The sequence below is a fragment of the Duganella sp. GW821-FHT07G03 genome, assembly GCF_059418605.1.
In genome coordinates this window covers 72,998-95,830 of the sequence record NZ_JBWKQE010000012.1, presented here as the reverse complement: position 1 = coordinate 95,830, position 22,833 = coordinate 72,998, and the positions used below count along the sequence as shown (strand labels likewise).

Genomic DNA, 22,833 nt, shown 5'->3' with positions numbered 1-22,833 from the left:
TCTTCAGTGATTTTTATTCGGGGAGTTCGTTGTAGCCGGCGCGCGTAGCTGGTCGCGCGGCTAAATTCGGTCGGTGGCGGTGGTGGCGCCGTCGCGCTCTTGTATGCGCTGGGCGAAATACTCGCGGGCGATGACGGCGTCGCGGTCGATGGCGGCCGTCAGCGTCGGCAGGTCGACGTATTTTTCCTCGTCGCGTATCTTGTGCAGGAACTCGACGCGCACCTGTTTGCCGTAGCAGTTCCGGGCGAAGTCGAACACGTGCACTTCCAGCAGCACGCGGCCGCTGTCGTCGACGGTCGGGCGCACGCCCAGGCTGGCGACGGCCGGCAGCGGCTGTTCGGCCAGGCCGTGCACCTGCACGATGAAGATGCCGGACAGCGCGGGGCGGTGCGGCACGCGCAGGTTCAGCGTGGGGAAGCCCAGGGTGCGGCCCAGTTTCTGGCCGTGGATCACGTGGCCGGAAATCGCATACGGGTGGCCCAGCAGCGCCTCGGCATGCGCGAAGTCGCCCTCGGCCAGCGCGGCGCGCACGGCGGAGGAGGAGATGCGGTTGCTGCCGTTCATCACGGTCGGCAGGGTCTCGACGTGGAAGCCGTAGTGCTGGCCCGCTTCCAGCAGCATCTGGACGTTGCCGGCGCGGCGGGCGCCGTAGCAGAAGTCGTCGCCGACCATCAGCCATTTGACGTGCAAGCCTTCGACCAGCACTTTTTCAGTGAATTCCTGCGGCGTGAGCGCGGCGAACGGCGCCGAGAAGTGCTCGACGATGACGCGGTCGATGCCGTTGTCGGACAGCGATTGCAGCTTGTCGCGCAGGTTGGCGATGCGCGGCGGCGCCTTCGACAGGTCGCCGGCCTTGTGCGCGAAAAATTCGCGCGGATGGGGTTCGAAGGTCATCACGGCAGCTTCCAGCCCGAGGCCGGTGGCGGCGGCGCGCACGCGGCCCAGCAATGCCTGGTGGCCAAGGTGGACACCGTCAAAGTTGCCTATCGTGAGCGCGCAGGGCGCGCGCGCCGCTGCATTGGGTAGACCTCGAAATACCTTCATGGGAATCTGGGGGGAAACTGTCGCTAAATGGAGGATTATACGGTTTGTTTGCGGTAGCCGACAGTTATCGAAAGGAATGCGGGGATAAAGCATAAAAAAAGCGCTGTCCGGCGCGGGGCCGGACAGCGCTGTCGCGCATCAAAACCGCCGGATTACATCGGGTGGTTGATGTTCAGCGTCCAGTAGCGGGCCAGGTCGGCGGTGCCGTCCTTGCCTTTGACCGTTTTCAGGGTCGCCAGCGCGGCAGGCTTCTTGCCGGCGTTGAACTGGGCGATACCCTGGTGCAGCTTGACGGCGTCAGGATTTTTCGCGGTGCCCATCTTCACGGCCTGGTCCAGCAGCGCCAGGCCCTTGTCGGCCTTGCCGGCGGAAACCAGCGCGTAGCCCATATTGGCCAGCGCGTCGGCGTCCTTGTTCTTGACGGCTTCCGCTTCCAGCGCGACTTGCTTGGTGTCGAACTCGGACTGGGTCTTGGCGGCCAGGTCTTTCAGGCGCTGGTGGCGGGCAGCGTCGGAGCCGGTGCCCAGCGCGCCTTTCTTGTAGCCCTGGTCGATGATCTTGGTCGCTTCGGCAGGGTTACCCGCTTGCAGCGCCAGCTGGGACATTTCCATGTATTCGCCCGGCTTGCTCAGCAGGCCGTTGGCCAGGCGCAGGCGCAGCACGTCCAGCGACAGCGACGAGGCGAAGCCAGGCTTGCCCGACACACGGTTCAGCAGGTCGGCCCAGTAGCTGGTCTTGGGATAGGCACCGGCCAGTTTTTCCAGGGTCTGGACGTAGCCTTCCTTGTCGTTCTGCTTCAGCTGGATATTGGCCAGCATTTGCAGCGACGCTTCCGAACCGGCTTTGGACGCTTGCAGTTCCTTGGCCGCTTCCGAGTATTTGCCGCTGATGTAGTAGGTCTGGATCAGCAGTTCATGCATCTGGCCGTCGCCCGGGCTGTCTTTCAGCGCGCGCTGGATCCAGGTGATGGCTTTTGGATAGTCCTTGGCGCGGTAGTAGATGCCGGCCAGGGCTTGGGTGAATTTCGGTTGTTCGGCAGGCGACAGCTTGCCGGAGTTGATCACGGCTTCGAAGGCCTTGGCGGCGGCGTCGTTATCGCCAGCGGCAGCTGCGGCCGAAGCGCGGGTGCGTTCGATCAGATAGGATTCGTGGGGCGATTTGCCACCGACAGCATCGGCTTCCTTGAGTTTGGCCAGTGCTTCTTTGTTCTTGCCTGCCGCAGCCAGTTTCTGTGCTTCTTGCAATGGTTTGCCGATTTCAGCGCGCACCGCGTCGGCCGCGTAGGCAACCGAGGAGAGACCTGCCAGAGGAGCTGCTGCTGTGAAACCAATAGCGGCCATTACCAGGCCGAGATGAGCGAGACGAAACTTGGTCATGGGTAAGTTTTCTTTCTTCAAAATGCGAAATAGGCAGGAACGGTCCTGCCTATCGTTGAACATAGAACTGATTATTGGAACTGTTCGTTGCCGACCAGGCCAATCTTGGTCACGCCCAGACGTTGGGCCGCAGCCATCACGCCTGCCACGACTTTATACGATACCAGCTTGTTCGGACGCAGATGCACTTCCGGCTGGTCAGCTTGCGCCGCGACATCGGTCAGTTTCGCTTCCAGGGTACCGCGGTCAGCAACGACAGCGTTATCCCACAGAATCGTACCGTCGAAGTCGACGTCAATCGTGATCACCACAGGTTCCTTCACAGGCGGAGGCGGGGTGCCGACCGGCATGTTCAGGTTGACCGAGTGGTTGGCCTTCGGAATCGTAATGATCATCATGATAATCAGCACCAACATCACATCGATGAGGGGCGTCATGTTCATTTCCATCATTGGTTCCGGATCCGCGCCACCGCTTGGGGAGCCGACATTCATACTCATGGTGTTTCCTTTTAAGAAGGGCAGGCCCCGACTGCGGGCCTGCGATGCACTAGAGGGGATTAACCCTTGTCAGGCGGTTCGGTGATGAAGCCGACCTTCTGAATACCAGCGCGCTGGGTAGTGTAAATAACCTTGCCGATTGCTTCGTAGCGAGTTTCTTGGTCGCCACGTACATGCACTTCCGGCTGAGGCAATTTGACCGCTTCCACCTTCAGATTGTCGAACAACTCATTCGCGTCGCGCATCTTCTTCTGGTTCCAGTAGATGTCGCCATCCTTGCTTACAACGATGTTGACATCTTCCGGCTTGGCCTGCAGGACCTGGTTGGTTTCTTCCGGCAGCTTGATCGGGATCAGCTTCAGAACAACCGGGCTCGTGATCAGGAAGATAATCAGCAGAACCAACATGATGTCCACCAGGGGCGTCGTGTTGATTTCTGACATGACTTGATCTTCGTCTCCGCTATCGGAGCCTACGGACATCGACATGATTAATTATCCAATCTTTTTAGCGCCGGCGGCACGGCCAGCTTCGCTGGTGGACATCGCGCCCGAGATCAGTACCGAGTGCACGTCAGCGGAGAACGAACGTACGTCTTCCATTGCCGACTTGTTACGACGTACCAGCCAGTTGTAACCCAGCACGGCAGGAACTGCGACGAACAGACCGAAAGCGGTCATGATCAGCGCTTCACCCACTGGACCTGCAACTTTGTCGATCGATGCGTTACCCGACATGCCGATGGCGATCAGTGCATTGTAAATACCCCAAACGGTACCGAACAGACCGATGAACGGTGCGGTCGAACCAACGGTTGCCAGGAACGACAGGCCGTCTTGCAGACGCGATTGAACTTTGTCAACAGCGCGCTGGATCGACATGGTCACCCAGGTCGACAGGTCGATTTGTTCCAGCAGGGCGCCGTCGTGGTGCACGGTGGCCTTGGTGCCGGTTTCAGCGATGAAGCGGAATGGCGAACCGTCTTTCAGGGCTGCCGAACCAGCAGCGATCGACGATGCTTTCCAGAACTTGGCCGAAGCTTCTTTCGACTGCTTGAAGATTTTCATCTGGTCGATCAGCTTGGTGATGATGATGTACCACGAACCCATGGACATCAGCGACAGGATGATCAGGGTGCCGCGCGATACGAAACCACCGTTCCAGACAGCTTCGAAGCCGTAAGGATTGTCCACTTCTTCTTTGCCGCCCTTGGCAGCTGGAGCTTCTGCTGCCGGTGCAGGTGCGGCTGCCGCATCCGCTGCTGGAGCGGCTGCTGGTGCCGAAGCGGCGGCCGAGGCTGGCGCGTCAGCGAAAGCTGGGGCGCTTACCAGGGCGGTGGCTGCGGTCACGGAAAACAGCACAGCGGCCAGTACAGCGGACAAACGGGTATTCTTAAACATGCTTCCTCCAAATTGATAAAATAATCAGATCGCTGAACGTAATGACAACGAAAATTACTAAGTGAGACGATACTGCCGCCTCGGTTTTACTCCAGCGTCCAGACGTATTGCATCTGCATCCACGCTTCCGTCGGTTTCCCGTCGGTCAGACCCGGTTTGAATCGGCATTTGCCGATACCGTTAACCGCAGCCTTGTCCAAGTCCCTAAAACCACTGGATTTGACGATCTTGGAATCAGCGACGTGGCCGTCGACCCCAATCAAGAACGATAACGTGACCGTACCGGTTTCTTCGTTACGCAGGGAGGATTTTGGCCACTCCGGTTTCGCGCAGGTGCTGAAGTCGGCAACAGCAGCTACGTTCACCGATTTAGCCGGTCCCGGTGGCGCTGCCGGTGGTGCTGGTGGCGCTTTTTGCAGTTCGTTCGTCGCAGGCTTGACGTTGGTCGCATTCGCGATCGTGTTTTGCGGCGGCGGTGGCTGCTGCACATTCACCTCAACTGGCGGAATGAATGGCGGTGGTGGCGCTTTCATCTCTGGCGGAGGTGGTGGCGGTGGGAGTTCTTTCGGTGGAGGAGGTTTGACCTCCTCAATGATCTTGGTCTCCACTGGTGCGATCATCTTGCTCACCAGACGTTTACCCAAGCCCGTCACGATCCCATAAGCAACCAGGAGGTGCAACAAAACGACAATGGTAATGCCTGTAAAGTTCTTCCCGGTGCTTTTCTCGTTGTGCGTGAAATTCATGCCTGCTTTCTCCAATACCAACTCTTTTTGTTGCTACTAAACCCCAAAATGGCGACACAAAACAACAGCCGCATCCGGGACGTCGGCGAATTATACATACGAATTCTTGATTTTACATAGAATTTTCATCCCTAAAACCGGTTAAATTTCATAGGGTTTTCCTATGTGATAGCGCTCTCTTTGCACCGTTCTAGCTCAATTTGCAAGCTTCTCCGGCGCAATTTTGGGGCGGAACGCACCACGACATTACTTAGTTTTCCCTTAAGCCCAAAAACGGAATTTTATGCGCGTAATTTTACTACGAACAATTGATAATTTGGCCGCAAAAGTTTCTTTCATGAAATTCTTGCGGGAAACCTCTAGCCGGCCGGTGACGAAAGCTGTTGACTTCTGCCCTGTGGCATGCCTTTTCTAAAAAAACCGGGGCCAGAGCGCCTCCTCTGACCCCGATTCATCCCTTGCAAGAGCCATGCCCGAGTTCGGCAAAAGCCCTATATATATGTCGGTCAGCTCCCGCGCGCCCGTTTCTCCCGTTTCACCTCCAGCGAACTGACGATTTCGCCGTTCGGGCCCACGGTTTCCAGGTGCACGTCGAAGCCCCACAGCCGCGCCACGTGCTTGAGCACCTCGCCGGCCTGCTGGTTCAGCGGCCGCCGCTGGAACTGCGTATGGCGCAAGGTCAGCGCGCGGTCGTCGCGGGTGTTGACCGACCATACCTGGATATTCGGCTCACGGTTGCCCAGGTTGTACTGCTCGGCCAGCTGCTGGCGGACGTAGCGGTATCCGAGATCGTCGTGTATGGCGGAGATTGCCAGCTTTTCGTTATTGTCGTCGTCCAGTACGGCAAAGAAATGGAATTCGCGTATCAGCTTGGGCGACAGGTACTGGGCGATGAAGCTTTCGTCCTTGAAATTGCGCATCGCGAAGTCCAGCGTCTTGCGCCAGTCGCTGCCGGCGATGTCGGGGAACCATTCGCGGTCCTCGGCGGTCGGGTGCTCGCAGATGCGGCGGATGTCGGTCATCATGGCGAAACCCAGCGCATACGGATTGATCCCGCTGTAATACGGGCTGTTGACCGGCGGCTGGTAGACCACGTTGGTGTGGCTCTTCAAGAACTCCATCATGAAGCCGTCGCCCACCACGCCCTCGTCGTACAACTGGTTGAGGATGGTGTAGTGCCAGAACGTGGCCCAGCCCTCGTTCATCACCTGGGTCTGGCGCTGCGGGTAGAAGTACTGCGAAATCTTGCGCACGATGCGCACCATCTCGCGCTGCCACGGTTCCAGCAGCGGCGCGTACTTCTCGATGAAGTACAGCAGGTTCTCCTCCGGCTCGGGCGGGAAGCGCGGCGCGGCTTTTTCCTCTTCCTCTTCCTCGCGCCGGGGCAGGGTGCGCCACAGGTCGTTGATCTGCGACTGCACATAGGCTTCGCGCTCCTTCTGCCGCGCGCGCTCCTCCATCATCGACAGCTTGGCCGGCCGCTTGTAGCGGTCGACGCCGTAGTTCTGGATCGCGTGGCAGGAATCGAGCAGCAGCTCGACCGCGTCGATGCCGTGGCGCTGTTCGCACTCGGCGATGTAGTTCTTGGCGAACACCATGTAGTCGACGATGGCGTCGGCGTCGGTCCAGGTGCGGAACAGGTAGTTGCCCTTGAAGAAGGAGTTGTGGCCGTAGGCCGCGTGCGCGATCACCAGCGCCTGCATGGTCAGGCTGTTCTCCTCCATCAAATAGGCGATGCAGGGATTGGAGTTGATGACGATCTCGTAGGCCAAGCCCATCTGGCCGCGCTTATAGCCTTTTTCGGTCGACAGGAAATGCTTGCCGAACGACCAGTGGTTGTACGACACCGGCATGCCGACCGAGGTGTAGGCGTCCATCATCTGCTCGGCGGTGATGATCTCCAGTTGATTCGGATACGTATCGAGCCCGAAGGCTTCGGCGACGCGGCGGATTTCCTGGTGGGCCTGCTCGATCAGTTCAAACGTCCACTCGGACTGTTCGGGCAGGGCGCGCGGATGGCGGCGCGGCTTGGGGGCAGGGGCATGCGTCATATCGTTCATTATTTCGGCCCGCCTATTTAGGCTGTTTCTTGAACAGTTCGCGGAACACCGGATAGATATCGGCCGGCGTGACTATTTTTTGCATGGCGAAATGCGGATGGTGGTCGGGGATCTGCGAGTATTGCTCCCACAGGTTTTGCGGCGGCCCGTCGGTGATCTCGACGTAGGTGTAGTACTGCACCTTGGGCATGATGGTGTTGACCAGCAGCTGCCGGCACAGCACTGAATCGTTGTCCCAGTTGTCGCCGTCGGAAGCCTGGGCGACGTAGCTGTTCCAGCTGCCGGCGCCGTAGCGCTCGTCGATGATCTTGTCGAGCAGGTGCAGCGCCGACGACACCACGGTGCCGCCCGACTCGCGCGAGTGGAAGAATTCCTCCTCGTTGACCTCGGCCGCGGCCGTGTGGTGGCGGATGAACACCACCTCGATCTTGTCGTACGCGCGCTTGAGGAACAGGTACAGCAGGATGAAGAAGCGCTTGGCCGTGTCCTTGCGGGTTTCGTCCATCGAACCGGAGACGTCCATGACGCAGAACATCACCGCCTGCGTCATCGGCTTGGGCACCTTGATACGGTTGCTGTAGCGCAGGTCGAACGGGTCGATGAAGGGGATGGCCAGCAGCCGCGTGTGCAGATGGTGGATCAGTTTTTTCAGCTCCACCACGCGCGGCGCGTCCAGCGGTTCGCCGTCCAGCAGCAGTTCCTCCAGCTCGCGCTCGGCTTCGATCACGCGCTTGCGCGAACTGCCGCCGACCGCGATGCGCCGTCCCAGGGCGCCACGCAGCGAACGCAGCACGTGGATGTTGGACGGCGTGCCCGACATATTGTAGCCGGCGCGCTGGTTCTTGAATTCGGTGGTGGCGGTCAGCTGGGTCTTGACCAGGTTGGGCAGCTCCAGGTCTTCGAAGAAGTAGTTCATGAATTCTTCGCGCGACAGCTCGAAGATGAAATCGTCCTCGGTCATCTGGTCGCTATTGCCGGCCTTGCCGCGGCCGGCGCCGCCGCCGCCCTTGGGACGGTTGATCAGGTCGCCCTTGAGGTATTCCTGGTTGCCGGGGTTGATGGTTTCCCACACGCCGCCATGGGCGTGGCCGAACGAGGGCTCGCCCACGTCCTTGACCGGGATGGAAACTTTTTCACCATTCTCAATGTCGGTGATGGAGCGGCCTTTGATGGCACGTCCCACCGCGTCCTTGATCTGGGACTTGTAGCGCCGCAAGAAGCGCTCGCGGTTGACCGCAGACTTGTTCTTGCCCTGCAAACGTCGGTCGATGAGGTAAGTCAAAAGATGCCTCCTGCTGCAATTGGTCGGCGCCGCGCCGCCACCGCCTTACGCGGGGCGGCGCGCAATCCTGCTTAAGACGACTTCCTCACACGCAAATACCATTCGCACAGCAGCCGCACCTGCTTGGCCGTATAGCCTTTCTCGACCATGCGGGCGACGAAGTCGGCGTGCTTGTTGGCGTCTTCGGCGCTGGCCTTGGCGTTGAAGGAAATAACCGGCAGCAGTTCCTCGGTGTTGGAGAACATCTTCTTCTCGATCACGGTGCGGAACTTCTCATAGCTGGTCCAGGCGGGATTCTTGCCGCCGTTGTTGGCGCGCGCGCGCAGACCGAAGTTGACGATCTCGTTGCGGAAATCCTTGGGATTGGATATCCCGGCCGGCTTCTCGATCTTCTCCAGCTCGTTGTTCAGCGACTCGCGGTCGAAGCTCTCGCCGGTGTCCGGATCGCGGTATTCCTGATCCTGGATCCAGAAGTCGGCAAAGGTCACGTAGCGGTCGAAGATGTTCTGGCCGTATTCCGAATACGATTCCAGGTAGGCGGTCTGGATTTCCTTGCCGATGAACTCCACGTATTTCTGCGCCAGGTGTTCCTTGATATACGAGAAGTACTTCTGTTCGGTTTCAGGCGGGAACTGCTCGCGCTCGACCTGCTGCTCCAGCACATACAACAGGTGCACCGGATTGGCCGCCACTTCGGTGTTGTCGAAGTTGAACACCTTGGACAGGATCTTGAAGGCGAAGCGCGTGGACAGCCCGTTCATGCCCTCGTCGACGCCCGCATAGTCGACGTACTCGTGCATGGACTTGGCCTTCGGATCGGTGTCCTTGAGGTTCTCGCCATCGTAGACCAGCATCTTGCTGAAGATGCTGGAGTTCTCCGGATCCTTCAGCCGCGACAGGATCGCGAACTGCGCCATCATCTTCAAGGTTCCGGGCGCGCATGGCGCCTGGTACAGCGAGGAGTTGGCCACCAGCTTGTCGTAGATCTTGATCTCGTCGGTCACGCGCAGGCAGTACGGCACTTTGACGATGTAGATACGATCGAGGAAAGCCTCGTTGTTGCGGTTGTTCTTGAAGGTCTTCCATTCCGACTCGTTCGAGTGGGCCAGGATGATGCCGTCGAACGGGATCGCGCCGAAGCCCTCGGTGCCCTTGTAGTTGCCTTCCTGCGTGGCCGTCAGCAGCGGGTGCAGCACCTTGATCGGCGCCTTGAACATCTCGACGAATTCCATCAAGCCCTGGTTGGCCAGGCACAGGCCGCCCGAGTAGCTGTAGGCGTCCGGATCGTCCTGCGAATAATCTTCCAGCTTGCGGATGTCGACCTTGCCCACCAGCGAGGAGATATCCTGGTTGTTCTCGTCGCCCGGCTCGGTCTTGGAAATGGCGACCTGCTTGAGCACCGACGGGTAGCGCTTGACCACGCGGAACTGGTTGATGTCGCCGTTGAACTCGTGCAGGCGCTTGACCGCCCATGGGCTGGGGATGTTGCGCAGATAGCGGCGCGGGATGCCGTAATCCTCTTCCAGGATCACGCCGTCCTCTTCCTCGTTGAACAGGCCGAGCGGCGATTCGTTGACCGGCGAGCCTTTCAGGCAATAGAAGGGCACGTGTTCCATCAGCGACTTCAGCTTCTCGGCGATCGATGATTTACCGCCGCCAACCGGGCCCAGCAGATACAGGATCTGCTTGCGTTCCTCCAGTCCCTGCGCGGCGTGGCGGAAGTAGGAGACCACTTGCTCGATCACTTCCTCGGTGCCGTAAAACTCGCGGAATGCCGGATAAATCTTGATGACCTTGTTCGCGAAGATGCGTGACAGCCGGGTGTCGTTGCGGGTATCGACCAACGTCGGTTCGCCAATGGCGGCCAACATGCGCTCGGGCGCGCTGGCGTAGGTGAGTCGATCTTTTTTGCAAAGGTCGAGATACTCCTTCATGGACATCTCTTCTTCTTTGGTCCGTTCGTACCGTGCGGCGTAGTTGTCAAAAATGGTCATTTGGATGTCCTTTAATGTAAACCTGCTTGTCACGGGTCACCGGCAGTTCGCCTGCCCTGGCCCTGGTCCGTGCATACCCCTTTTCGATATTGTTCTTCTTATGTCCAGCTTCTTTTGGTGGCACGGATTGCCCGTGCCGGTGAGCTGGCTTTATGGCCGGTTGGCGGCTTTTATGTGTTGGTCGTAACGCTTCTTACGTCTATGAAATTGATTATTGCGCTATTGGTGCCGGAAGTCAAAAGATATGTCGTAATATCGTTAATACTCTATCGTAACTTATTGATTTATAAGATTAAATTTCAGAAATTTTGTGTATTTTTCGTGGGTTTCAGGGTGTTTTTTCGCGCTGCTTTATGCCACAGTATCACGCCTGTCCGCGCTGTGCTGATCGTGCCTCAAACAGATAAATTTTGCCGCAACTTGGCCGCCGCTGTCGCACTCTCGCAGCATGCGCTAAGATGCGATGATCCAGCTAACTGTCACAGGAAATAAGAATAATGTTGAACGAACAATTGCGCACGGTGGTGCAGCAGATGCCCAAAGCCGAACTGCACATCCACATCGAGGGCTCGCTGGAGCCTGAGCTGATCTTCGCGCTGGCCCAGCGCAACCAGGTCAAGCTGGCTTACGGTTCGGTGGAAGAGCTGCGCGCCGCCTACGCCTTCACCGACCTGCAGTCCTTCCTCGATATCTACTACGCCGGCGCCAGCGTACTGTTGCAGGAGCAGGACTTCTACGACATGACCGCCGCCTACCTCAAGCGCGCCGAGCAAGACCATGTGCGCCACACCGAGATCTTCTTCGATCCGCAGACGCACACCGCGCGCGGCGTGCCGATCAAGACCGTGATCGACGGCATCCACCGCGCCTGCCAGGACAGCCCGGTCAGCGCGACGCTGATCCTGAGCTTCCTGCGCCACCTGTCGGAGGAAGACGCCTTCGCCACGCTGGAAGAAGCGCTGCCTTACCGCGACAAGTACATGGGCATCGGGCTCGATTCGTCGGAGGTTGGCAATCCGCCGGAGAAGTTCGCGCGCGTGTTCGCCAAGTGCCGCGAGCTGGGCTTCCACCTGGTCGCGCACGCGGGCGAGGAAGGCCCGCCGGCATATATCGAAACCGCGCTTGACGTGCTGAAGGTCGAGCGCATCGACCACGGCGTGCGCTGCCTGGAAGACGCGGCGCTGACCGAGCGCCTGGCGCGCGAGCAGATCGCGCTGACGGTGTGCCCGCTGTCGAACGTCAAGCTGTGCGTGTTCGAGCGCATGGAGCAGCACAACCTGCTGCAACTGCTCGATGCCGGCATCGTCGCCACCGTCAACTCGGACGATCCGGCCTATTTCGGCGGCTACATGAACGCCAACTTCGTCGCCACCTTCGAGGCTTTGCCGCTGGGCCTGTCCCACGCGCAGCGCCTGGCGCGCAACAGCTTCTCGGCGGCCTTCCTGCCGGCGCAACAAAAGCAGAAGTTCCTCGATGAAGTCGACGCGTATTTCGCCGCACTCTAGAAATCCTCCATGCTCAAACTCGCCTTGAAGATGACGGCGCGCGACTGGCGCGCCGGCCAGTTGCGCTTTCTGCTGATCGCGCTGACGGTGGCGGTGGCCGCCTTGTCCGCCACCGGCTTCTTCATCGACCGGCTGCGCAGCGGGCTCGATCGCGACGCCCACCAGTTGCTGGGCGCCGACGTCGTCATCAGCGCCGACCTGCCGGTCAATCCGGCCTGGCGCGCGGAGGCGGCCAGGCGCGGCCTGCTGATGACCGACACCGTCAGCTTCCCCAGCATGGCGCAGGCGGGCGAGGGCGAGCAATCGACGTCGTTGCTGGCGTCGTTGAAGGCGGTCGGTCCCGGCTATCCGCTGCGCGGCCAGCTGAAGATCACCACCAATCCGGAGCAGGCCGAGCAAAGCTACGGTACGGCGGCCAACAGCGTGCCGGCGCCGGGCACCGTGTGGATCGACGCCGGCCTGCTGGGCAGCCTGAAGACTGCCATCGGCGGCCGCATCAAGCTGGGCGACCAGAGCTTCACGGTGGCGCAGCTGATCGCCTCCGAGCCTGACCGCGGCGCCAACTTCCTGGCCTTCGCGCCGCGCGTGATGTTCGCGCTGGGCGACGTGGAAGCCACCAATCTGATCCAACCCGGCTCGCGCGTGTCCTACCGCCTGCTGCTGGCGGCGCCGGCGTCGCTGCCTGATGGCGCGGCCGTCGCCACCGCCTACGAACAATGGCTGCAAGCGCAGATCAAGCAAAACAATACCAAGGGCGTGCGCGTCGAGTCGCTGGAAAACGGCCGGCCCGAAATGCGCGCCACGCTGGACCGCGCCGACCGCTTCCTGTCGCTGGTCGGCCTGCTGTCGGCGATGCTGGCGGCGGTGGCCGTGGCGATGGCGGCGCGCCGCTTCATGCAGCGCCACCTGGACGCCTGCGCCATGCTGCGCTGCCTGGGCCTGACGCAGAACGAAGTCACGCTGATGTACCTGATCGAATTCCTGCTGGTCGGCCTGGCTGGCAGCCTGATGGGCGTGGCGGTCGGCTTCGGCGGCCATTACGTGCTGCTGGAAGTGCTGGGCAAGCTGGTCTCGGCCAGCCTGCCGGCGCCGACCATCTACCCGGCGCTGCAGGGCGTGGCCACCGGCATGCTGCTGCTGGCCGCCTTCGCGCTGCCGCCGATACTGCAGTTGCGCAAAGTGCCGCACAACCGCGTGATCCGCCGCGAGCAGGAGCCGCCGCAGGTGACCGCGCTGGCCACCTACGGCCTGGGCCTGGCCGGCTTTGTCGCGCTGCTGCTGTGGCAAGCGGGCGATGTGCAGCTAGCTTTGTACACGGCGCTCGGCTTCCTCGGCGCCTTCGCGCTGTTTGGGCTGGTGGGCTGGGGTGCGCTGGCCGCGCTCAAGCCGCTGCGGCGCGCGATCGACCATCAAAGCTGGCGCTTCGCCATCACCTCCCTGCAGCGCCGCCCCGGCGCGACGGTGGTGCAGATCGTCTCGCTGGCGCTGGGCATGATGGCGTTGCTGGTGCTGACCGTGGTGCGCGGCGACCTGATGACGGCCTGGCGCAACGCCACGCCGCCGGACGCGCCGAACCGCTTCATCATCAACATCCAGCCGGAGCAGGCGGCCGACATCGGCAAACGCCTGCAGGCGGCCGGCGTGAGCTACGCGCCGCAGTATCCGATGATACGCGGCCGCCTGACCGCCGTGAACGGCAAGCCCGTCACCGCCGAGACCTACACCGAGGACCGCGCCAAGGGCCTGGCCGACCGCGAATTCAACCTGTCGACCATGGCGACGATGCAGGCCGAGAACAAGATCAGCGCCGGCCAGTGGTTCGCCGATAAGCCGGGCGCGCCGGAAGCCTCGGTGGAGGAGGGCATCGCCAAGACGCTCAAGTGGAAGCTGGGCGACAAGCTGCGCTTCGTCATCGCCGGCACGGCGGTGGACGCCACCATCACCAGCCTGCGCAAGCTGGAATGGGGCTCGATGCGGGTCAACTTCTTCGTCATCATCAACCCGGCGGCGATGACCGAGGTGTCGCAGAGCTGGATCACCGCCTTCCATCTGCCGCAAGGCCGGGGCGCGGTGATGAACGCGCTGACGCGCGACTATCCCAACCTGACCATCGTCGACGTCGGCGGCTTGCTGCGCCAGGTGCAGGCGGTGCTGGACCAGGTGGTGACGGCGGTGGAATTCCTGTTCGTGTTCACGCTGGCCTCCGGCGTGCTGGTGCTGTACGCGGCGTTGATGGGATCGCAGGACGAGCGCACCCGCGAATCGGGCCTGCTGCGCGCACTGGGCGCGACGCGCAAGCAGCTGTCGCAGGCGCAGTTGATCGAGTTCTCGCTGGTGGGCGCCTTGTCCGGGGTGCTGGCGGCGACCGGCGCGGCCGGCATGGGCTGGGCGCTGGCCACCTACCAGTTCAAGTTCGCCTGGAGTTTCAGCCCGGTCGTGTGGCTGGTCGGCCTGGTGGCGGGCGCGCTGTGCGCCATCGCCGGCGGCTGGCTGGGCCTGCGCAACGTGCTGCGCCAACCCCCACTGCAAACACTGCGCGAAAGTTAGGCGGCCGCTTCAAACCGCCCGCAGCTTCGTTGCAGCGCCTCGCCGTGCAGGCGCACTGTCTTCGTCGCTGCGCCTCGCTGCGGGCGGTTTGAAACAGCCGCACTAGGCGGCGAGGCTTTCCTGCGCCGCCCGCTCCTTGAGGAAGTCGGCGTAGGAACGAGGCTTTTGATCGAAGTAGTGCGGCGGCAGGTCGAACAGGGCCCAGTAATAAGTCTCGCGGCCCTGGCACACGCGCGGCGCCGCGCAGTAGCGGTGCCAGTTGTCGCCGACCCGGCGCGCATACATGCCGTCGCCGTCCGGATCGGAGAAGAACGGCAGCACGCGCCGCTCCAGCAGCGCATCCATCAACGACGGCGGCGCATCGCTGTCGCGCGCGATCTCGTACTGCGCATACATGCCCTGTTCGGTTTCTATCATCATCAGGCTGGCCTTGCCGTGCTTGTCGAGGAACAGGATGCCGGTCGGATTCGGGAAGATGTAGTGTTCCACAAAACCCATGGTGGCGTAGAGGTCCTGCACCAGCCGCGCCAGCGCCGGATCGCCCAGGAAGTTGTAGTTATGCAGCAGCACCAGCTCGCGCAGCGTTTCCGACTGGGTCTCGAAGTAATCTTGTTGCAGCGCCGTGATTTCCAGCTCCAGGATATCGAGCGCGTGATCGTCGCTCTTCTTGATGTAGCGGTCGATCAGGCCGCGGTTGAAGGCGCTGACGGCGATCTTCTCGTCGGCCGCGCCGGTGAACAGGATCTTCTTGCAGGGCAGGTGCGCCACCGCTTCGCAAAATTCCAGCCCGTTCATCTGCGGCATCGAATAGTCGACCACCAGCACCGACGGCGTGGCGAAGCGATGGCGCTGTTCGCCGATGCGGTAGATGCGCTCCAGGTCCAGCGCCACGTTGCACTGGTCGGCCGGCAGGTTGTGCATGTCGAAGTTGACGTGCAGCGGAACGCAGCCCGACTGCGGTTCCTTGCGCAGCCATTGCAGCGCGGCGGTGGTGTCGTGGAAGGTCTGGCTGGCCAGCTTGGGGTCGAGCTGGAACGACAGGCTGCGCAGGAAGGAATCGCTGTCGTCGACCAGCACGGTCAGGGTGGGATGGGAATAGACTGGCAAATGCATGGGGTCACCTCTGGATGGGCTGCTGCTGGGGGAATTCAAGGATAAAGATGGCGTAGGCGCCCTCGCGCGAGACGCAATGGATGCTGGCGCTCCAGGCCATCATGATCTCCTCGCACAAGGCCAGGCCGATGCCGGCGCCGTTGTGCGGCGGATGGGAATAAAAGCGGCGGAAGATCAGCGGCATCTGCTGCGCCGGGATGCCGCAGCCGGTATCGATGAACAGCAGGCGTGGCGGCTGGTGCGCGCCGTCGACCACGATGCGCACGCGGCCCTTGCCGGCGCGCTGCACCGCCTTGAGCGCGTTGCGCAGCAGGTTGAGCAGGATCACCACCGACAACTCGGTCTGGCCGGCGAAGCTGAAGTCGCGGCGCATTTCCAGCGTCACCAGTTTTTGCTGCGTGGCGTTGGAGAAGGGGTAGCGCTTGAGCACCGCCTCCACCACGCCCTCCATCTTCACCTCTTCCACCGGCCGCAGGTTCTGCCGCACCGCCGTCGCGCTGAGCAGGAACAGGTCGATCATGTGGTTCATATGGCGCACCTCGAACTGGATGCGCGCCAGCGCGTCGACGGCGCTGAGGCGGTCCTCCTTGGAGCGGTTGCCGGTGTCGGTGTACATGCGCAGCAGGCCGCGCACATTGGCGTCGACGCTGGTGAGCGGGGTGCGCAGCTCGTGCGCCACGGTGGCCAGGCCGGCGCCCAGGCCGGCCAGCTTTTCCTGCGCCAGCACGTGGCGGCTGATCTTGGCGGCCGACAGCACGGCAATGGTGAACAGGTGGATCGGCAGCTGTTGCAGCACCGGCCTGCTCAGCATGGCCGCGCCTTCGCCCAGCAGCGCGGCGGCCATGCAGGCTATGGTGGTGCCGGTCAGGTAAGCCTTGGCGGCCAGGCCGGTGTCGAAGTGGAACAGCACCACCAGCCCGATCAGCAGCGACTCGCTCCACACGCCCGAACCGTGGTTCATCAGGAACATGAAGGTGAAGAAGAACGGGAAAATGTAGCTGAGCGTGACCAGCAGGTACAGGTGCAGCATGCGGCGGCTGAACTGGCGGGCGAACAGGCCCAGCGCGCACAGCAGGATGCCCAGCAGGCGCAGCGGCAGGCTTTCGTACTCTTGCGGAAAGAAGTTCTGCCAGATCACGTAGTACAGCGGCATGCCCACCGTGCCTATGCTGGCCAGCAACAGCACGCGCACCAGGGCATGGTCTTCGCGGCCATGGTAAAGCAACAGTGACTGGACCAGGCCGTGCTGCCAGCGTTTCCAGCGTTCTTGCAGTGGTGGCGTCATGGGCAAATTGACTTTTATCAAGGTGCCATGATCGCCTTAAATTGCAACGCGCTCATGAATATCAAATCATTAATTGATCGGTATCAATTACCTCTTGTTTTTTTGGCCTCAAGGTTGGTATTAGATTCATAAAAAAACAACCTTTTCCCAAACAACGAAAGGAATCTGAAAATGTCGAATGCGATTGCCCAAGAACCTATACATGACCAGGTTTTTGCTTTGCCAGCCGAGCAACACCTGCCCGATTTTGTGACCCGGCGCATGGATGAACACTACGTTACCCGTATCGAGTTACTGTTGGGCGGCGAGCACCCGCATGCATGGCAACCGACGCCCGCCGGCGCGGTCTTCCTGGCCGGTAATGACTACCTGTGCCTGGCCGGCGAGCCGACGCTGATGCAGGCGCAGATGGCGGCGCTGGCCAACAACCAGGGCGAGCTGCTGATGTCGGCCGTGTATTTGCAGGAGGGCAGCGCGCAGCACCGGCTGGAGCGCAAGTTCGCCCGCTTCATGGGGGCGCAGGACGGCATCCTGGCACAGTCCGGCTGGGCCGCCAACGTCGGCCTGGTGCAGACGCTGGCCGCGCCCGGCATCCCGGTCTACCTGGACATGCAGGCGCACGCCTCGCTGTGGGAGGGCGTGCAGTCGGCCGGCGCCACGCCCGTGCCCTTCCTGCACAACGACCTGGAGCATCTGCACAAGCAGCTGGCGCGCCACGGGCGCGGCCTGATCGTGGTCGATGCGCTGTACAGCACCAACGGCAGCGTGGCGCCGTTGCGCGAGCTGGTGGAGATCGCCGAGCGCAGCGGCTGCCTGCTGATCGTCGACGAATCGCATTCGCTGGGCACGCACGGCCCGCGCGGCGCCGGCCTGGTGGCGGCGCTGGGCTTGAGCGAGCGGGTGCATTTCCGCACGGCGTCGCTGGCCAAGGCGTTTGCCGGGCGCGCCGGTTTCATCACCTGTTCCAGCAAATTCAAGGGCTACTTCCTGTCGGAGTCGCGCCCGGCCATCTTCAGTTCCTGCCTGCTGGGGCATGAGCTGGCCTGGTTCGACGCCGCCATCGACTTCATCGCCGCGGCCGACGACCGCCGCGCCGCGCTGCATGCGCATGCGGCCGAAGTGCGCGAGGAGTTGAGCGCGCTGGGCTACAACGTCAGCGACGGCAGCGAGCAGATCATCGCGCTGGAGCCGGGCCCGGAGCCGAAGACGCTGGCGCTGCGCAAGCTGCTGGAGCGGCGCGGCGTCTACGGCGCCATGTTCTGCGCGCCGGCCACGCCGAAGAACCGCTCGCTGGTGCGGCTGACGCTGAACTCTGGCCTGGACCGGACGCAGTTGTCGCGCATCATCCAGGCCTGCGACGATATCCGCGCCGAGGCCGACCTGGAAAGCTGGTCGTCGACCCGGCGCATGCGCCGGCTTGCGCTGGTGTGACGCCGTCGCAGACGCTCGGCAATCCACCGCCTGGTACGCTATCATGGAGCTTATGACTGAATCCCAAACTCTCTACGAAGTGATCGGCGGCGAATCGCGCGTGCGCGACATGGTCGACCGGTTTTATGACCTGATGGAACTGGAACCGGAGTTCGCGCTGCTGCGCGCCGCCCACCCGCCCACGCTGGACAACGCGCGTGAGCGCCTGTTCATGTTCCTGAGCGGCTGGATGGGCGGGCCGGACCTGTACATCGAAGCGCACGGCCATCCGCGCCTGCGCATGCGGCACATGCCGTTCGCCATCGGCACCCAGGAGCGCGACCAGTGGTTGCGCGCGATGGCGTGGGCGATGGAGGATGTCGGCATCGCCGAAGCGCTGCGGTTGCGGTTGATGGAGTCCTTCTATCAAACCGCCGACTGGATGCGCAACAAGCCGGATTGACCCCATGAACCAGATCGAATTCTATGTGCTGTTGATCGCCGTTGCCGCCGTCATCGGCTTGCAGTTGCTGTCGCTGCTGCGCGCGCGTGGCGTGGCCGGCGCCGACGGCGGCCTGGCCGAACGCATCGAGCGCGTCGAGCGCGAAGTGCGGATGCAGTTGCAGACCACGGCGCAAGCCACGCACGCGGCCAGCGTGCAGCAGTTCGAAGCCCTGCGCCGGCAACTGGAGGCGCAGGGGCTGGTCGGCCGCGACGAGCAGGGCCGCAGCCTGAAGCAGTTCGCCGACAGCATGAATCAAACGTTGGCGCGGCTGACCGAATCGAACGCCGCGCGCATGCAGGAAGTGCGCGCCACGCTGGAAGCGAAGATCAAGGATCTGCAGGCGGACAACGGCGCGCGGCTGGAAGAGATGCGCAAGACCGTCGACGAAAAGCTGCACGCGACGCTGGAGGCGCGCCTGAGCGCCTCGTTCCAGCAGGTGTCCGAGCGGCTCGAGCGCGTGCACCAGGGACTGGGCGAGATGCAGCAGCTGGCGCTGGGCGTGGGCGACCTGAAACGGGTGCTGACCAATGTGAAGACGCGCGGCACCTGGGGCGAAGTGCAGCTGGAGATGCTGCTGGAGCAGGTGCTGACGCCGGAGCAGTATGCAAAGAACGTCGAGACCATCGCCGGCAGCGGCGCGCGGGTGGAGTTCGCGCTCAAGCTGCCGGGCCAGGTCGAGGGCGGGGCGCCGGTATGGATGCCGATCGACGCCAAGTTCCCGAAAGAGCAGTACGAGCGCCTGCTGGACGCCGCCGACCGCGCCGACGCGGAAGGCGTGGCGCTGGCCGGCCGCGAACTGGAACGCGCGGTGCGCGGCGAGGCCAAGACCATCTCGGAAAAGTATGTGTCGCCGCCGCACACCACCGATTTCGCCATCCTGTTCCTGCCGACCGAAGGCCTGTATGCGGAAGTGATGCGCCGTCCCGGCCTGGCCGACGAGCTGCAACGCGTGCACCGCATCAGCATCGCCGGGCCGTCGACCTTGTCGGCGCTGCTCAACAGTTTGCAGATGGGCTTCCGCACGCTGGCGCTGGAGAAGCGTTCGTCGGAAGTGTGGCAGGTGCTGGGCGCGGTGAAGACGGAGTTCGGCAAGTTCGGCGACGTGCTGTCGGCCACCAAGCTGGCGCTGGAGCGGGCCGCCAAGAATATCGAATCGGCCGAGACCCGCAGCCGCCAGATGGCGCGCAAGCTGAAGTCGGTGGAGGCGCTGCCGAGCGAAGCGGCGCAGCTGCTGCTGGGACCTGAAATTGACAAGAATGATCTCGACATAGAATAGAACGGAGATAGCCATGCCTGCCGTCACCCCGCGTACTTTCGATTTTTCCACGGTCGGCACACCAGCCGTCCAGCGCAACAAGATCGTCAGCGCGGCCGACGCGGTCGGCCTGATACGCGACGGCGACACCATCGCCACCGGCGGCTTTGTCGGCGTCGGCTTCGCGGAGAATATCGCGGTGGCGCTGGAGCGGCGCTTCCTGTCCGCCGACAGCGGCGGTCATCCGCGCGACCTGACCTTGCTCTACGCGGCGGGCCAGGGCGACGGCAAGGAGCGCGGCCTGAATCACTTCGGCCACGAGGGGCTGCTCAAGCGCGTGATCGGCGGCCATTGGAGCCTGGTGCCCAAGCTGCAGCAGCTGGCCATGACCGGCAAGATCGAAGCCTACAACCTGCCGCAAGGCGTGATCAGCCAGCTGTTTCGCGACACCGCCGCCGGCAAGCCGGGATTGATCACGCACGTCGGCCTCGGCACCTTTGTCGATCCACGCCACGGCGGCGGCAAGATCAACGCCCGCACCACCGAGGAGCTGGTCGAGCTGATGACGTTGGGCGGCAAGGAATACCTGTTCTACAAATCGCAGCCGGTGCACGTGGGGATCATCCGCGGCACCACGGCGGACGCGCTGGGCAATATCACCATGGAGCGCGAGGCGCTGACCCTGGAGGCGCTGGCGATCGCGATGGCCGCGCACAATTCGGGCGGCATCGTCATCGTGCAGGTGGAGCGCATCGCCGAGCGCGGCACGCTCAATCCGCGCCAGGTCAAGATTCCCGGCATCCTGGTCGATTGCGTGGTGGTGGCGGAAAAGCCCGAATACCATATGCAGACTTTCGCCGAGCCGTACAACCCGGCCTACTCGGGCGAGCTGCGCGTGCCCCTGTCGGCGGTGGCGCCGATGGCCATGTCGGAGCGGAAGATCATCGCCCGCCGCGCGCTGATGGAGCTGCGGCCGAACAACGTGGTCAATCTCGGCATCGGCATGCCGGAAGGCGTGGCGGCGGTGGCGGCGGAAGAGAAGCTGCTCGACCTGGTGACGCTGACGGCGGAGCCGGGCGTGATCGGCGGCATGCCGGCCGGCGGCTTGAACTTCGGCGCGGCCACCAACGCCGACGCGGTCATCGACCAGCCCTACCAGTTCGATTTCTACGACGGCGGCGGGCTGGATGTGGCGGTGCTCGGGCTGGCGCAGGCCGACCGCCATGGCAATCTGAACGTCAGCAAATTCGGCAGCAAGCTGGCCGGCGCCGGAGGCTTCATCAACATCAGCCAGAATGCGCGCAAGGTGGTGTTTGTCGGCACATTCACTGCGGACAAGGGGGCGACCCGCAAGTTCGTCGACGAGGTGGAGCACCGTACCTACAGCGGCGAGTACGCGGCGCGGCGTGGGCAGGAGGCCCTGTTCATCACCGAGCGCTGTGTGATGCGGCTGGTGCTGGACGGCGGCATGTCCGGGCTGGAGCTGATCGAGATCGCGCCCGGTGTGGATGTCGAGCGCGACATCCTGGCGCACATGGATTTCAAGCCGGCGATCAGCGCGCAGCTGAAGGTGATGGACGCGCGCATCTTCGCGCCGCTGGCGATGAACTGGCGCGCCGACTTCCTGGCGCTGCCGCTGGAGCAGCGGCTGGTGTTCGACGCGCAGCAGCAGCTCTTCTTCGTCAATTTCGAGGGCTTTGAAATCAGTGACGCCGAGACCATCGCCACCATCTGCGCGATGGTGGCTGAGCGTCTGGCGCCGCTGGGCCGCAAGGTGCCGGCGGTGATCAACTACGACAACTTCTCGATCGCGCCGGATTTGATGGACCAATATGTGGCGGCGGTGAACCAGCTGGCGGAACGCTATTACAGCAAGGTCACGCGCTACGCGCACAGCACCTTCATGCGCGCCAGCCTGGGGCGCGCCTTCCGCCGCATCGAGAAGGACGCGGCGCTGTTCGCCAACTCTGCCGAGGCGCTGCTGCGTTTGCAGCAGCAGGAGGACTAGGTTAGCGGCTGGCCAGGCGTTCCAGCCGCAGGCGGTGGCGCTCGTCGGTGACGCTGCGCGCCGCCAAATAGACCGCCAGCGTGACCGACAGGCCGCTGCCGCCGGCCAGCAGGAACATCAGCAGGATCTGGTAGCGCACCGCGTCCATCGGGTCCATGCCGGCGAGGATCTGGCCGGTCATGATGCCGGGCAGGGTGATGATGCCGGCGGCCGACATCTGGTTGATCAGCGGGATCAGTCCCTTGCGCACCGATTCGCGGATCAGCGGCGCCAGCGCTTCGTTGCGGGTGGCGCCCAGCACCAGTTGCGCTTCGATGGCGTTGCGCGAGTTGATCACGCCGCCGTAGAAGGTGTCCAATCCCAGGCTGGCCGAATTGAGTACGTTGCCCAGCACGATGCCGATCAGCGGTATCGCGTATTGCGGTTCGTACCAGGGCGTCGGATGCAGCACCGTCAGCAGCGCCAGCATCGCGGTGGCGACGCTGGACAGGCCGACGCTGACGGTGGCCAGCCACACGCCGGGCCAGCCGCGCAGGCCGTGCGCGGGCCGCATCGCCACCTCGCGCGCGGCGGCGACGATCATCAGCATTGCCACGGCCAGCGTGGCGGCTGGCGAAGCGAGCGCGAACACCCAGCGCAGCACCAGCCCGACCAATAGCAGCTGCACCACCATGCGCGTGGCGGACCACAGTATCTTGCGCTGCATGCGCAAACCCAGGTAAGCGGAGATGCCGGCATTGAGCAGCACCAGCGAGGAGGCGATGGCCAGGTCGAAGGCGCCCGGTTGGATAGGCGTCATGCCG

18 protein-coding genes are annotated in these 22,833 nt (G+C 62.7%); 6 read left to right on the top strand and 12 right to left on the bottom strand.

The window, feature by feature from the left end; all coding sequences use genetic code 11:
* Positions 1 to 60 precede the first annotated feature (60 nt).
* From AC07OK_RS16875 to AC07OK_RS16835, 9 genes are all read right to left on the bottom strand, one after another.
* Positions 61 to 1,044: a bifunctional riboflavin kinase/FAD synthetase gene (locus AC07OK_RS16875; RefSeq protein ID WP_494691398.1), complete on the bottom strand. Its 984-nt coding sequence runs from the start codon at positions 1,042 to 1,044 to the stop codon at positions 61 to 63.
* A gap of 152 nt (positions 1,045 to 1,196) precedes the next feature.
* Entirely contained in the window at positions 1,197 to 2,420 is a 1,224-nt protein-coding gene (locus AC07OK_RS16870; protein ID WP_494691397.1) for a tetratricopeptide repeat protein, read from the bottom strand.
* Between the two features lie 71 nt (positions 2,421 to 2,491).
* Entirely contained in the window at positions 2,492 to 2,920 is a 429-nt protein-coding gene (locus AC07OK_RS16865; protein WP_199538474.1) for an ExbD/TolR family protein, read from the bottom strand.
* 59 nt (positions 2,921 to 2,979) lie between these two features.
* The gene (locus AC07OK_RS16860) at positions 2,980 to 3,408 is read right to left on the bottom strand and encodes an ExbD/TolR family protein (RefSeq protein ID WP_494691396.1); all 429 of its coding nucleotides are present in this window, start codon (positions 3,406 to 3,408) and stop codon (positions 2,980 to 2,982) included.
* Between the two features lie 6 nt (positions 3,409 to 3,414).
* Positions 3,415 to 4,320 (bottom strand): MotA/TolQ/ExbB proton channel family protein, encoded by a 906-nt coding sequence (locus AC07OK_RS16855; protein ID WP_494691395.1) that lies wholly within the window; start codon positions 4,318 to 4,320, stop codon positions 3,415 to 3,417.
* Positions 4,321 to 4,406: 86 nt separating this feature from the next.
* Positions 4,407 to 5,066 (bottom strand): energy transducer TonB, encoded by a 660-nt coding sequence (locus tag AC07OK_RS16850; RefSeq protein ID WP_116990442.1) that lies wholly within the window; start codon positions 5,064 to 5,066, stop codon positions 4,407 to 4,409.
* Between the two features lie 506 nt (positions 5,067 to 5,572).
* Entirely contained in the window at positions 5,573 to 7,126 is a 1,554-nt protein-coding gene (locus AC07OK_RS16845; RefSeq protein ID WP_494691394.1) for a SpoVR family protein, read from the bottom strand.
* Positions 7,127 to 7,139: 13 nt separating this feature from the next.
* Positions 7,140 to 8,408: a YeaH/YhbH family protein gene (locus AC07OK_RS16840; RefSeq protein ID WP_494691393.1), complete on the bottom strand. Its 1,269-nt coding sequence runs from the start codon at positions 8,406 to 8,408 to the stop codon at positions 7,140 to 7,142.
* Between the two features lie 71 nt (positions 8,409 to 8,479).
* Positions 8,480 to 10,402, bottom strand: coding sequence for a PrkA family serine protein kinase (locus tag AC07OK_RS16835; protein WP_020701570.1), 1,923 nt, complete (start codon positions 10,400 to 10,402; stop codon positions 8,480 to 8,482).
* A gap of 497 nt (positions 10,403 to 10,899) precedes the next feature.
* Here AC07OK_RS16835 and AC07OK_RS16830 point away from each other — a divergent pair, with 497 nt between their 5' ends.
* Both AC07OK_RS16830 and AC07OK_RS16825 read left to right on the top strand, forming a co-directional pair.
* Entirely contained in the window at positions 10,900 to 11,907 is a 1,008-nt protein-coding gene (locus AC07OK_RS16830; protein ID WP_494691392.1) for an adenosine deaminase, read from the top strand.
* Positions 11,908 to 11,916: 9 nt separating this feature from the next.
* Positions 11,917 to 14,454 (top strand): ABC transporter permease, encoded by a 2,538-nt coding sequence (locus AC07OK_RS16825; RefSeq protein WP_494691391.1) that lies wholly within the window; start codon positions 11,917 to 11,919, stop codon positions 14,452 to 14,454.
* A 102-nt stretch (positions 14,455 to 14,556) separates the two neighbouring features.
* Here the strand turns inward: AC07OK_RS16825 and AC07OK_RS16820 are convergent, their stop codons facing one another.
* Complete coding sequence (locus AC07OK_RS16820) at positions 14,557 to 15,567, bottom strand: response regulator (protein ID WP_494691390.1); 1,011 nt, start codon at positions 15,565 to 15,567, stop codon at positions 14,557 to 14,559.
* A 4-nt stretch (positions 15,568 to 15,571) separates the two neighbouring features.
* The gene (locus AC07OK_RS16815; RefSeq protein WP_494691389.1) at positions 15,572 to 16,852 is read right to left on the bottom strand and encodes a sensor histidine kinase; all 1,281 of its coding nucleotides are present in this window, start codon (positions 16,850 to 16,852) and stop codon (positions 15,572 to 15,574) included.
* A gap of 171 nt (positions 16,853 to 17,023) precedes the next feature.
* On the opposite strand from AC07OK_RS16815, the gene cqsA reads away from it, so the two are divergent.
* From cqsA to AC07OK_RS16795, 4 genes are read left to right on the top strand one after another with little or no spacing between them, the layout of a single operon-like run.
* Positions 17,024 to 18,283 (top strand): alpha-hydroxyketone-type quorum-sensing autoinducer synthase, encoded by a 1,260-nt coding sequence (gene cqsA, locus AC07OK_RS16810; RefSeq protein ID WP_494691388.1) that lies wholly within the window; start codon positions 17,024 to 17,026, stop codon positions 18,281 to 18,283.
* A 43-nt stretch (positions 18,284 to 18,326) separates the two neighbouring features.
* Positions 18,327 to 18,725 (top strand): group II truncated hemoglobin, encoded by a 399-nt coding sequence (locus tag AC07OK_RS16805; protein WP_494691387.1) that lies wholly within the window; start codon positions 18,327 to 18,329, stop codon positions 18,723 to 18,725.
* A 4-nt stretch (positions 18,726 to 18,729) separates the two neighbouring features.
* A complete protein-coding gene (locus tag AC07OK_RS16800; RefSeq protein WP_494691386.1) occupies positions 18,730 to 20,043 on the top strand; it encodes a DNA recombination protein RmuC in 1,314 nt (437 codons plus the stop codon).
* Between the two features lie 13 nt (positions 20,044 to 20,056).
* The gene (locus tag AC07OK_RS16795; protein ID WP_494691385.1) at positions 20,057 to 22,030 is read left to right on the top strand and encodes an acyl CoA:acetate/3-ketoacid CoA transferase; all 1,974 of its coding nucleotides are present in this window, start codon (positions 20,057 to 20,059) and stop codon (positions 22,028 to 22,030) included.
* A gap of 1 nt (position 22,031) precedes the next feature.
* Here AC07OK_RS16795 and AC07OK_RS16790 read toward each other — a convergent pair whose 3' ends face one another.
* Positions 22,032 to 22,829: an ABC transporter permease gene (locus AC07OK_RS16790; RefSeq protein WP_494691384.1), complete on the bottom strand. Its 798-nt coding sequence runs from the start codon at positions 22,827 to 22,829 to the stop codon at positions 22,032 to 22,034.
* Positions 22,830 to 22,833: the final 4 nt, after the last annotated feature.

Coding starts and splice junctions, on each gene's coding strand:
- AC07OK_RS16850 (WP_116990442.1), bottom strand. CDS start 5,066: ATGAATTTCACGCACAACGAGAAAAGCACCGGGAAGAACTTTACAGGC.
- AC07OK_RS16825 (WP_494691391.1), top strand. CDS start 11,917: ATGCTCAAACTCGCCTTGAAGATGACGGCGCGCGACTGGCGCGCCGGC.
- AC07OK_RS16830 (WP_494691392.1), top strand. CDS start 10,900: ATGTTGAACGAACAATTGCGCACGGTGGTGCAGCAGATGCCCAAAGCC.
- AC07OK_RS16845 (WP_494691394.1), bottom strand. CDS start 7,126: ATGAACGATATGACGCATGCCCCTGCCCCCAAGCCGCGCCGCCATCCG.
- AC07OK_RS16800 (WP_494691386.1), top strand. CDS start 18,730: ATGAACCAGATCGAATTCTATGTGCTGTTGATCGCCGTTGCCGCCGTC.
- AC07OK_RS16855 (WP_494691395.1), bottom strand. CDS start 4,320: ATGTTTAAGAATACCCGTTTGTCCGCTGTACTGGCCGCTGTGCTGTTT.
- AC07OK_RS16875 (WP_494691398.1), bottom strand. CDS start 1,044: ATGAAGGTATTTCGAGGTCTACCCAATGCAGCGGCGCGCGCGCCCTGC.
- AC07OK_RS16790 (WP_494691384.1), bottom strand. CDS start 22,829: ATGACGCCTATCCAACCGGGCGCCTTCGACCTGGCCATCGCCTCCTCG.
- AC07OK_RS16805 (WP_494691387.1), top strand. CDS start 18,327: ATGGAGCTTATGACTGAATCCCAAACTCTCTACGAAGTGATCGGCGGC.
- AC07OK_RS16795 (WP_494691385.1), top strand. CDS start 20,057: ATGCCTGCCGTCACCCCGCGTACTTTCGATTTTTCCACGGTCGGCACA.
- AC07OK_RS16865 (WP_199538474.1), bottom strand. CDS start 2,920: ATGAGTATGAATGTCGGCTCCCCAAGCGGTGGCGCGGATCCGGAACCA.
- cqsA (WP_494691388.1), top strand. CDS start 17,024: ATGTCGAATGCGATTGCCCAAGAACCTATACATGACCAGGTTTTTGCT.
- AC07OK_RS16815 (WP_494691389.1), bottom strand. CDS start 16,852: ATGACGCCACCACTGCAAGAACGCTGGAAACGCTGGCAGCACGGCCTG.
- AC07OK_RS16835 (WP_020701570.1), bottom strand. CDS start 10,402: ATGACCATTTTTGACAACTACGCCGCACGGTACGAACGGACCAAAGAA.
- AC07OK_RS16870 (WP_494691397.1), bottom strand. CDS start 2,420: ATGACCAAGTTTCGTCTCGCTCATCTCGGCCTGGTAATGGCCGCTATT.
- AC07OK_RS16860 (WP_494691396.1), bottom strand. CDS start 3,408: ATGTCGATGTCCGTAGGCTCCGATAGCGGAGACGAAGATCAAGTCATG.
- AC07OK_RS16820 (WP_494691390.1), bottom strand. CDS start 15,567: ATGCATTTGCCAGTCTATTCCCATCCCACCCTGACCGTGCTGGTCGAC.